Raw genomic sequence first — 11,300 nt, forward strand, 5'->3', positions numbered from 1 at the left:
CCTCACCCACCCCCCCCCCCCCCCCCCCCCCCCCCTCTCCCTCCCCCCCCCCCCCCCCCTCCCCCCCCCCCCCCCCCCCCCCCGGCGGCCTGCCGGGCCGGCCCGCGCGACGGAGGAACCCCAGCCGAAGGCCGGCCGGTGTTCCCCGATGCGGTGCGGAGTCTGCCGGACAGGTCAGCGCTGGAGCGTCAGGACGCCCGGCCGCCATGGCAGTTGGTCGTACGGGCCGGTCGCGGTCGGGGACTTGCCCTGGTAGAGGAACTGCAGGTTGCAGGGGTCGATGGTCATGGTCTGGTCGGGGTTGTCGCGGACCAGGTCACCGTGGCTGATGTCGTTGGTCCAGCCGGCGCCGCTGTTGGCCTTGCCCGCGAAGGGCCGGCTCTCGGTGGCGGCCTGCGGGGTCCACGAACCGTTCAGGCTGGAGGCCGTGAACGAGCGGAAGTAGCGCTCCTCGTTGGCGCCACGGGCTTCGACGATCATGAGGTACTGGTTCTGGCCCTGGAGCTTGTAGACCTGCGGCGCCTCGAACAGGTTCTTCACCGTGTCGGTCATGACCGTGGTGTAGGAGGAGCCGAAGTTGCCCGGGAAGTTCCCGATCGGCATGCTCGCCCGGTAGATGCTGCCGTTGTCACCGGCGAAGAACAGGTACATGTTCTGGCCGTCGGCGATCAGGGTCTGGTCGATCGGGCCGGTGCCCGAGTCGGGGATGGAGCCGGTGAACAGCGGCTGCGGCGCGGACCAGCCGTTGGGGTCGGTCGGGTCGCTGGACGTGCGGTAGATGAACGGCCACTGGCCCCACTGGTAGGCCAGGACCCAGATGTTCTTGGGCGCGAAGTAGAACAGCGTGGGCGCCACCGCGGACTGGCCCATCCCGACCTGCTTGGCCGAGGCCATGTCCGACCAGTTGGTGAAGGGGGTGAACGCCATCGAGCCGTACGAGGAGCCGGACACGTTCGAGGCGTAGACCAGGTGCTTGCCGTTGTACACGACGTTGGTGAAGTCCTTCACCGATGCCCAGCCGTTCGCCGGCTGCGCCAGGGCGCCGGTCGACGTCCACCGGTACGTGGACGGCAGCGCGCAGGTTCCGGCCGCCTGGGCGGGGGCGGCGACCAGCGTCGCCGCCAGCGCCGCCACGGCCGCGACCGCGGCGGTGAGCGCCGCGGACAGCCGCCTGCGGCGGGGATTTCGTCCGTGCATGGGACCTCCTCTGTGAGCGGGTGGACTCGTCGTACAGCCGTTCCGGCGTTCGTGTGAGCGCTAACAAACTCGGGTGCGCCGTCGCGGGGAAGCGGGAGCCGTCAACGGCCGTGCCGGTGGGGGATGGGGCGCGGCGGCTGGGGGGCCGCAGCGCCCCGGTGGTGAGGTGAGGCGGTCCGGAGGTCAGCTCGTGCTGCAGGAGACCGTCGGCCAGGTGGTGCTGCCGTTCTTCGCGATGGTCATGCCCCAGGTGTTCCCCGAGCCGTTGGGGGTGGCGACGAGGGTCTGGGCGTCGGGGTAGGAGGCGTTGACGTTCCAGGTCGCGCTGACCTGCTCCGGGGAGGGGACCTTCACGGTCACCTTCCAGGTGCTGGACCCGGTGACCGCGACGTTCAGGTTGTAGCGGTCGCTCCACGAATCGCCGGCGGAGAGCGTCGCGGTGCAGCTGCCGCCCGTGCCGCCGCCTCCGCCGGAGGAGCCGAGCGTGATGTTGGAGCTGCCGCTGCTCTGGTAGCCCTCGGTGGCCATGATCTCGTAGTTCATGGTGCCGAGGTTCATGCCGTACCGGGCCCAGGCGTCGAAGTGGTTCGCGACCGTGATGGTGCCGCCGGTCCGCTTGGACTGACGGACGCTCCAGTACTGGTTGAAGGTCTTGACGCCCTCGATGGACGGGGCGTTGTAGCGCGTCGTCTGGTAGATGTCGTACGTGCCGCCGTCGCTCGTGACGGTGCCCTTGTACGTGCCGGTCGGCTTGTAGGAGCCGTAGTTCTCCATGATGTAGTACTCGACGAGCGGGTTGGTGCTCCAGCCGTAGAGCGACAGGTAGGCGTTGCCGTTGGTGCTCCAGGTGCCCGAGTACGTCACCGGGTTGCGCGAACCGGTGCTCCAGCCCTTGCCGGCGACGAAGTTGCCGGCGTTGCTCCAGGAAGTGCCGTAGTTGCCACCGCCGTTCAGGGACATCGAGGCCGCACCGGTGCCCTCGGTCCAGAACGAGTAGAAGTACCCGCCGTCGGTGCCGGTCTGGTTCGTGGTGACGGTCGCGGCCTCGGCGGTGCCGGGCAGCAGGAGGACGGCCGCGAGGGCCGGCGCGAGGAGGCGCGCCTTGCCGGCGATCCGCCGGGAGCGGCTGGGCGTGCGGCTCTTGAGGTGGGGGGAGTTCACAGGAGTGATCCGTCCTGCCGAAGGGTGGGGTGGGGGATGCGGCCCGCGCCACCGACGCCGCGTAGGGGTCGGCCGGACGGCGTCGCGAGGGGCTGCACGGGGTCGACTCGTCGTCGACGTCGCTGACCCCGACGTCGGTGGGCGAACACGGCCCGGATCCAAGGCGGTTCGGACTTGTCGACGGCGCCAGTGTTGGCCTGCGCTTGACGGGCTGTCAACACTTTCGACACAAGGAGCGACAGGTTCGGTCGTCCTTGGATGCATCCCTGCCAGAAAATCGCCAGGTCAGGCGGATGGTGTGTGAGGGAAGCCCCGAGCGCTTGATGGGCTCTTTGCCAATTCCGATGCGACTGGTGCCGATTGGCGGATAGACTTTCGCTCGAACTGTCTCGAAAGTTTCGATGTCAGGCGGGGGCGGGTCCGCCGCTAGTCGGTGGAGTGCCGGTGGGGAGGGCACGCCGGCGGAGCGCGTCGCGTTGTCGCGCGGGCGCGCTCCGCCGGGGTCGGTCACCACGCGGGTGGAAGCCGCGCGGGTGGAAGCCGCGCGGTGAAGGCGGTGCGGGTGGAGGCGGTGCGGATCTCATCGCGCCGGCCGGCCGGCGGCGATCCGGGCCGGCCCATCTCCGTCCGGACTTGTTCGGAGCGTTACGTGTTGTTCAGGCGTCCTCACCGAAAAGACGACAGGAAGGGCGCGTCCGGTGCCCGGCGGCGCGCGGCCCACAGCCCGCCGCTCCGGCGTGGCCCTGAGTGGGAGTGTGAACAGTCAGGCGCCCGGCCCCGGAGCGGCGTGGTCAAGATTGGGTAACGCGCCCCGGGGCTCTTGTCGCGGCCAATTGTGAGCGTTAACAATGCACCCGAGGGAAACCTGCCTTGTTCATCGCCCCCGGGCATCCCCACCCCACGGCCCGCACACCGGACCGGCCCACCCGCTTCGGCCCGCCCGGCGTGCGGCCCCGTCCACCCCGGACGGGAAGACCGGCCGCCGGGCCCGCACCGTCGCGGACCCGGCCCGGCGGCCGGCGACCAGAGAACCAGAACTGCTACGAAGGACGTGAACGTGCCACCAACCTCCGACTCCCCGGAGCGCCACGTCGTCGGCGTCGACTTCGGCACGCTGTCCGGCCGTGCCGTGGTGGTCAGGGTCAGCGACGGCGAGGAACTCGGCACCGCCGTCCACGAGTACCCGCACGGCGTCATCGAGACCGAACTCCCCGGCACCCGCCACAAGCTGCCGCCCGACTGGGCGCTCCAGCACCCCGAGGACTGGCGCGAGGTGCTGCGCACCGCCGTCCCCGCGGCGCTCGCCGCATCCGGCGTCGACCCGGCCACCGTGATCGGCATCGCCACCGACTTCACCGCCTGCACCGTCCTGCCGGTCACCGCCGACGGCACCCCGCTCGCCGAGACCGCCCTCGCCGACCGCCCGCACGCCTGGCCGAAGCTCTGGAAGCACCACGCCGCCCAGAGCCACGCGGACCGGATCAACGCGCTCGCCCACGAGCGCGGCGAGAAGTGGATCGGCCGCTACGGCGGCAAGATCTCCGCCGAGTGGCAGTTCGCCAAGGCATTGCAGCTGCTGGAAGAGGACCCGGGCGTCTACGCCGCCACCGAACGCTGGATCGAGGCCGCCGACTGGATCGTCTGGCAGCTCACCGGCGCCGAGAGCCGCAACACCTGCACGGCCGGCTACAAGGGCGTCTTCCAGGAGGGCGAGTACCCCTCCGAGGAGTACCTGGCCGCCCTCAACCCGGACTTCGCCGACTTCGCCCGCACCCGGCTGGCCCACCCGCTCTCCCCCCTCGGCTCCCGGGTCGGCTCGCTGACCGCCGAGGCCGCCGCCTGGACCGGACTGCCCGAGGGCATCGCGGTCGCCGCCGGGAACGTCGACGCCCACGTCGCCGCCCCCGCCGCCCAGGCGGTCGAGAACGGCCGGCTGCTCGCCATCATGGGCACCTCCACCTGCCACGTCGTCAACGGCGCGACCCTGGCCGACGTCCCCGGGATCTGCGGCGTGGTCGACGGCGGCATCGTCGAGGGCGCGTACGGCTACGAGGCCGGGCAGAGCGCCGTCGGCGACATCTTCGCCTGGTGGCTACGCCAGGGCCTGCCCGCCGACTACCTGGCCGAGGCCGAGGCCACCGGCGAGGACGCCCACCAGCTGCTCACCCGCAAGGCCGCCGCCCAGCCCGTCGGCGGGCACGGCCTGGTCGCGCTGGACTGGTTGAACGGCAACCGCTCCACGCTGGTCGACCACCACCTCTCCGGCGTGCTCGTCGGGCTCACCCTGGCCACCCGCCCCGAGGACGTCTACCGGGCGCTCCTGGAGGCCACCGCCTTCGGCACCCGCACCATCGTCGAGGCGCTGAGGGACGGCGGCGTCCCGGTCACCGAGTTCATCGTCACCGGCGGCCTGAAGAAGAACGCGCTGCTGATGCAGATCTACGCCGACGTCCTGCGCTGCCCGGTCTCGCTCGCGGTCTCCACCCAGGGCCCCGCCCTCGGCTCCGCCATCCACGCCGCCGTCGCGGCCGGCGCCCACCCCGACGTGCGCGCCGCGGCCGCCGCGATGGGCCGGGTCGAACGCGCCGCCTACCGGCCCGACCAGGCCCGGGCCGACGCCTACGACGCCCTGTACGCCGAGTACCGCGAACTGCACGAGCACTTCGGCACCCCCGCCGACAAGCAGCTCCACCGCCTGCGGAACATCCGGAACGCCGCCCTGACGCAGAACAGCGAGGAATCATGAGCGACCCGATCGACCTGCTCCGGCGGCAGGTCAGCGACCTGCACCAGGAACTCGTCCGCTACGGCCTGGTGGTCTGGACGGCCGGCAACGTCTCCGCCCGGGTGCCGGGCGAGGACCTGATGGTGATCAAGCCGAGCGGCGTCTCCTACGACGAGCTGACGCCCCAGTCCATGATCCTCTGCGACCTGGACGGCACCGTGGTCGAGGGCGACTACGCCCCCTCCTCCGACACCGCCGCGCACGCCTACGTCTACCGGCACATGCCCGAGGTCGGGGGAGTGGTGCACACCCACTCCACCTACGCCAGTGCTTGGGCCGCCCGCGGCGAGGCCGTGCCCTGCGTCCTGACCGCCATGGCCGACGAGTTCGGCGCGGAGATCCCGGTCGGCCCGTTCGCGCTGATCGGCGACGACTCGATCGGCCGCGGCATCGTGGAGACCCTGCGCGGCCACCGCTCGCCCGCCGTCCTGATGAAGAGCCACGGCGTCTTCACCATCGGCAAGGACGCCAAGGCCGCCGTCAAGGCCGCCGTGATGTGCGAGGACGTCGCCCGCACGGTGCACATCTCCCGCCAGCTCGGCGAACCGCTGCCGATCGCCCAGGCCGACATCGACAGCCTCAACTTCCGCTACCAGAACGTGTACGGCCAGCAGCCCGCTCGCTGACCAGCAAGGAGACACCCATCATGACGTCGACCGAAGGCCGCGAGGTCTGGTTCCTGACCGGCAGCCAGGGCCTCTACGGCGAGGAGACGCTCCGCCAGGTCGCCGAGCAGTCCCAGCGGATCGCCGAGGCCCTGGAAAGCTCGGCGGAGCTGCTCGTCACGGTGGTCTGGAAGCCGGTGCTCACCGACGCCGGCGCCATCCGCCGGGTCTGCCTCGACGCCAACGCGGCGGACGGGTGCGTCGGCCTGATCGCCTGGATGCACACCTTCTCCCCGGCCAAGATGTGGATCGCCGGACTGGACGCCCTGCGCAAGCCGCTGCTCCACCTGCACACCCAGGCCAACGTCGAACTGCCCTGGGCCACCATCGACATGGACTTCATGAACCTGAACCAGGCCGCCCACGGCGACCGCGAGTTCGGCTACATCCAGTCCCGGATCGGCGTCGCCCGCAAGACCGTCGCCGGACACGTCAGCGATCCCGTCACCACCCGCCGGATCGGGTCCTGGGCTCGCGCCGCCGTCGGACGCGCCGAGCTGGCCACCCTCAAGCTGGCCCGGTTCGGCGACAACATGCGCGACGTCGCCGTCACCGAGGGGGACAAGGTCGAGGCTCAGCTCCGGTTCGGCGTCTCGGTCAACACCTACGGCGTCAACGACCTGGTCGAGGCGGTCGACGCCGCCTCCGACGCCGAGGTCACCGAACTGGTCAAGGAGTACCAGGACGCCTACCGGCTCGCCCCCGCCCTGCGCCCCGGCGGCGAGCGGCACGAGTCGCTGCGCTACGCCGCCCGGATCGAGGTGGGCCTGCGCGCCTTCCTGACGGCGGGCGGCTTCCGCGCCTTCACCACCAACTTCGAGGACCTCGGCGGGCTGCGCCAGCTGCCCGGCCTGGCCGTGCAGCGGCTGATGGCCGACGGCTACGGCTTCGGCGGCGAGGGCGACTGGAAGACCTCGGTCCTGCTGCGCACCCTCAAGGCGGCCGCCGCCGGCCTGCCCGGCGGCACCTCCTTCATGGAGGACTACACCTACCACCTGGAGCCCGGGCGGGAGTTGATCCTCGGCGCGCACATGCTGGAGGTCTGCCCGAGCATCGCCGCCGCCACCCCGACCTGCGAGGTGCACCCGCTGGGCATCGGCGGCCGGGAGGACCCGGTCCGGCTGGTCTTCGACGCCGCGCCCGGCCCGGCCGTGGTGGTCGGGCTGGCGGACCTGGGCGACCGCTTCCGGCTGGTCGCCAACGAGATCGACGTGGTCGACCCGGCCGAGCCGCTGCCCCAGCTCCCGGTGGCCCGCGCGGTCTGGCGGCCGCGGCCGGACTTCCGGACCTCCGCCGAGGCCTGGCTCGCCGCCGGCGCGCCGCACCACACCGTGCTCACCGGCGCGCTCGGCGCCGAGCACCTGGAGGACCTCGCGGAGATGCTCGGCACTGAGCTGGTGCTGATCGACGGCGGTACGACGATCCGCCGGTTCACCCGGGAACTGCGCTGGAACCAGGCGTACCATCGCCTGGCGCAGGGCTTCTGAGCACGCGTTCCGCGCGCGGGGCGGCACCCAGGACGGGTGCCACCCCGCCGGCACCTCCACGAAGGAGAGCACCATCATGACCGCCGACCTGACCGTCCGGGCCCGCCCGGCGGGCGAGCTGCCGGACGGCCGCGCCGTCGACCGCTGGGTCTTCGGCGCCTCCGACGGCGTCACCGCCGAGGTGCTCAGCCTCGGCGCCCGGCTCCAGTCGCTGCACGCCCCGGACCGGGACGCCCACCGGGCCAACGTGGTGCTGGGCGGCGGATCAACGGCCGACATGCTCGGCGAGGCGGCCTACCTCGGCGCCACCGTGGGCCGGTACGGCAACCGCATCGCGGGCGGTGAACTCCCGCTGGACGGCACCGTGCACCGGCTGGCGCCCCAGGAGAACGGCCACACCCTGCACGGCGGCCCGGACGGCTTCGCCACCCGGCTGTGGACCGGCACCCCGCTGACCGAGGGCGACCGGGTCGGGGTCCGGCTGGAACTGCACAGCCCCGACGGCGACCAGGGCTTCCCCGGGGCACTGGACGTGACGGTCAGCTACCTGCTGGACCGCACCGGCGAGCTGACGATCTCCTACCGGGCCGAGACCGACGCGCCCACCGTGGTCAACCTGACCAACCACGCCTACTTCAACCTCGCCGGCGAGGGCAGCGGACCGGTGCTGGACCACCTGCTCCGGGTGGAGGCGGACGAGTACCTCCCGGTGGACCCCGGCCTGATCCCGCTCGGCGCGCCCGAACCGGTCAAGGAGACCCCGTTCGACCTCACCACCGCGGTGGGGCTGGGCGGCCGGCTCTCCGCCGTGCACCCGCAGGTCCGGCTGGCCGGGGACGGGTTCGACCACACCTGGGTGCTCCGCCCCGGCACCGGCCTGCGGCCGGCCGCCACCCTCCACCACCCGGGCAGCGGCCGGCGGCTGGACTGCCTGACCACCGAACCGGGCGTGCAGGTCTACACCGGCAACCACTTCGACGGCACCCTCACCGGCCCGGGCGGCCGGCCCTACGGGAAGTACGCGGGCGTCGCGCTGGAGACCCAGCACTTCCCGGACTCCCCGCACGTCGCCTCGTACCCCTCCACCGTCCTGCGCCCGGGGGAGCGGTACGAGTCGACCACGGTCTACCGGTTCTCGGCGCAGTGACCCCGGCCCCGGGGCCGCCTGGCCCGTCCGGGAGGGGCGGCCGGACCCCGCCGCCCGGCACGTGCGCCGGCGACCCGCAGACCTGGTGCGACCCCGCCCGGCCGCGGCGTCGGGAACCGGCCCACCGCCGACACCGGCACCCCGCTCGTGGACGCCCACCTGCGGGTGAAGACCGTCGGCCGGCCCGACGGGCAGTGCAACCGCAACCTCCCCGGCGGCACGATCGACCCGGAGTACGGCGTCGTCGACCCGCCGGCCGCCACCTGATGGCCCGAGCAGGGCCGCCCCCGCTGCAGAATGCCGAACCGGCCCCGTCCTTCGCCCCCGTCGGGCGCCCGCGCGGCTGACCGGGGGGACGGAGCCGAACGGCCCGGCCCCGTCCGGCGGGACGGGGCCGGGCCGTTCACTCCTCCGGGCGCTCAGGCGCAGGCGGCGCCGTTGAGGGTGAACCGGGCGGGCGCCTCGTTGCTGCCCGAGTAGGTCGCCTGGAAGCCGAAGCTCGCGGAGGCGCCCGGTGCGAGGACGCCGTTCCAGCCCGCGTCGCGGGCGGTCACCGCGCTCCCCGACTGGGTCACGGTGGCGTTCCACGCGGAGGTGACCCGCTGGTCACCCGCGAAGCTCCAGCCGAGCGTCCAGCCGGAGACCGTCGAGGTGCCGGTGTTCTTCACGGTCACCGTCGCGGTGAACCCGTTGCCCCACGAGGTGCCGACCCCGTACGTCACGGCGCACGAGGCCGTCGGGGTGCCGCCGCCGCTGGTGCGCTCCGCGGCGAAGGCCGCGAGCCAGGCCAGCGAGGCGTTCCAGTTGATCGCCACCTCGTTGGTGGAGTACGAGCCGATGTCGTCGATGTAGCACGCGGCCGGTGCGCAGCCGGCGAGCTGCGCCTTGGCCACCGGGTCCTCCAGACCCGCGTTCGGCCCACCCGCGAAGGAGCCGGCCGGCGGGTGCGGCAGCGAGGCGTCGTTCTGGTGCGCCCAGAAGCGGTGGTGCTGGTTCTCGGAGGCGCGTTCGCCGTAGCCGGTGACGTACGAGCGGTCCAGGGCGTTGCGGCCCAGCAGGTAGTCCAGCGACTCCAGCGCGCCCGCCCGGTAGCGCTGCGCGCCGGTCAGCTCGTACGCGACGGCCAGCACCATCGCGTTGTTGGCCACGGAGCTGTTGGAGCCCCACACGTAGGCGTCGGCGGCGAGCGGCACCGGGTAGCCCTGTCCGGCCATGGTGGACAGGTGCTGGTCGGCGGCCGAGGTCAGCAGGCCGCGCAGCCGGGTCACGTCCTCGGCGGGCAGGGCGACGCCCGGGACGGTCGCGAGGGTGATCCGGCCGAGCGTCGCGGTGCCGCCCCACCAGAACCCGTCCACCGGCTTGGTGTGGTGCGGCGAGGCGGTCACCGCGTTCCGGTACTGCGACTCGCCGGTGGTGGCGAGGAGTTCGGCCGCCGCCCAGTAGAACTCGTCGGAGACGTCGGAGTCCTCGTACGCACCGCCGCCGGTGCTGTCGCTCGATGGGGCGAGGACCGAGGGGTTGGCCTCGGCGGCCGCCCAGGCGCGCTTGGCCGCGTCCAGGCAGCGGGTGGCGAAGGCCTGGTCGTAGGGGGCGTACACCCGGGCGCACTGCGCCGCGGTGGCGGCCAGGTTGAGCGTGGCGGCGGTCGAGGGCTTGTGCAACTCGCGCTGCTCGGAGTCGAGTTCCGGCCTGGTGGGGAGGGCGGTCCACTTGTCGTCGTGCACCTTGTGGAAGGCCATGCCGGCCAGCGGTTTGCCGGCCGGGACCTGCATCCGCAGCAGGAACTCCAGCTCCCAGCGGGCCTCGTCCAGGACGTCAGGCACCCCGTTGCCGCGCTCCGGTACGCGGAGCGTGGCGTCGCCGAGCACCGCGTCGCCGCCGGAACGGTGGGCGCGCTCGAAGGAGTTGACCAGCTCCCAGGTGGCGATGCCGCCGTTCACCACGTACTTGCCCTGGTCGCCGGCGTCGTACCAGCCGCCGCGCACGTCCAGCCGGTAGTCGCAGACCCCGGCCTGGCAGGGAACGCTGGTGTCGCCCTTGTTCGGTGCCACGCCCAGGTGTCCGGCGGGACGGGCGTAGGCGGCGCCGGCCAGCGACGCGTCGATCGCGATGCCGCTGCGCTGCTGGTAGAAGAAGGACAGGCTGTCGGAGCGCAGGCCGTCGTAGAGCGAGGCCGTGATGTCGAACGGGTGGCTGGCCTGGCCGCCGACCACCAGGGTGAAGCCGGTGCCGGTGCCGGTGTACCCGCCGAAGTCGACCAGGTGGGTGGACTGGCCGGACGCCCGGTCGGCGCCGTGCACCGCGGTGGTGCCGGAGGCGACCTGCGCGCCGGAGGCGTCCCGCAGCTGCCAGGCCAGCGGGGCGGTGGCGGAGCTGATGACGGTGGCCCGTTTGGGGCCGTCCGGCAGGTAGCCGAGCTGGTTGACCCGGACGGGGACGTCGGCGGCGGCGGCCGAAGCCGCTGAGCCGGCCGGGGTGGCCGCGCCGGCGGAGGCCGCCGTGGCGGTCAGGCCGCCGCCGGCCAGGGCGAGGGCGGTGAGCACGGCGGCCGTGCGGCGCGGCACGGCGCGAACGGGGGTGGCAGGAGGCACGGGTGGGGGCCTTCCTCGGTGGGGGTGGCTGCGGGAGGTGGGGGCCTCCGAGTGGGAGCGCTCCCACGGGCTCCATCAAGCCAGCCTCGCGAGGGGTGCGTCAAGGCGTCGAACGAGAACGGCTGTTGACGTCACGTCAGGCGAGCTGTCCGCGGGGTGTGTTGCAGGACCTCGGGGGGGGGGGGGGGGGGGGGGGGGGGGAGGGGAGAGGGGGGGGGGGGGGGGGGGGGGGGGGGGGGGGGGGGGGGGGGTGGGCGGACGGGGGTT

General features: G+C 73.0%; 7 protein-coding genes and 1 pseudogene. 5 read left to right on the forward strand and 3 right to left on the reverse strand.

The genetic code is table 11. The annotated features are described in order from the left end of the window. Positions 1-174 precede the first annotated feature (174 nt). Positions 175-1,086 (reverse strand): annotated as a pseudogene (locus ACZ55U_RS04820) (non-reducing end alpha-L-arabinofuranosidase family hydrolase); the annotation flags it as partial. 294 nt (positions 1,087-1,380) lie between these two features. Continuing rightward, a complete protein-coding gene (locus ACZ55U_RS04825; protein ID WP_465522619.1) occupies positions 1,381-2,310 on the reverse strand; it encodes a glycoside hydrolase family 11 protein in 930 nt (309 codons plus the stop codon). Positions 2,311-3,415: 1,105 nt separating this feature from the next. Between ACZ55U_RS04825 and ACZ55U_RS04830 the strand changes: the two genes are divergently transcribed. The 5 genes from ACZ55U_RS04830 to ACZ55U_RS04850 all read left to right on the forward strand — a co-directional run bounded on the left by ACZ55U_RS04830 (position 3,416) and on the right by ACZ55U_RS04850 (position 8,709). Continuing rightward, entirely contained in the window at positions 3,416-5,104 is a 1,689-nt protein-coding gene (locus ACZ55U_RS04830) for a ribulokinase (RefSeq protein WP_465522453.1), read from the forward strand. Beyond that, positions 5,101-5,769, forward strand: a complete 669-nt coding sequence (locus ACZ55U_RS04835) for an L-ribulose-5-phosphate 4-epimerase (protein ID WP_465522455.1) — start codon at positions 5,101-5,103, stop codon at positions 5,767-5,769. Before ACZ55U_RS04830 ends, ACZ55U_RS04835 begins: the two co-directional genes overlap by 4 nt. A gap of 20 nt (positions 5,770-5,789) precedes the next feature. Further along, positions 5,790-7,295, forward strand: coding sequence for an L-arabinose isomerase (araA, locus tag ACZ55U_RS04840; protein ID WP_465522457.1), 1,506 nt, complete (start codon positions 5,790-5,792; stop codon positions 7,293-7,295). A gap of 76 nt (positions 7,296-7,371) precedes the next feature. Next, positions 7,372-8,442, forward strand: coding sequence for an aldose epimerase family protein (locus ACZ55U_RS04845; protein WP_465522459.1), 1,071 nt, complete (start codon positions 7,372-7,374; stop codon positions 8,440-8,442). Between the two features lie 147 nt (positions 8,443-8,589). Continuing rightward, a complete protein-coding gene (locus ACZ55U_RS04850) occupies positions 8,590-8,709 on the forward strand; it encodes a hypothetical protein (protein WP_465522461.1) in 120 nt (39 codons plus the stop codon). A 152-nt stretch (positions 8,710-8,861) separates the two neighbouring features. Here the strand turns inward: ACZ55U_RS04850 and ACZ55U_RS04855 are convergent, their stop codons facing one another. Continuing rightward, on the reverse strand, positions 8,862-11,033 hold the full coding sequence (locus ACZ55U_RS04855; protein ID WP_465522463.1) for a glycoside hydrolase family 9 protein: 2,172 nt from the start codon (positions 11,031-11,033) through the stop codon (positions 8,862-8,864). Positions 11,034-11,300 lie beyond the last annotated feature (267 nt).

The organism is Kitasatospora sp. NPDC034533 (assembly GCF_055575155.1).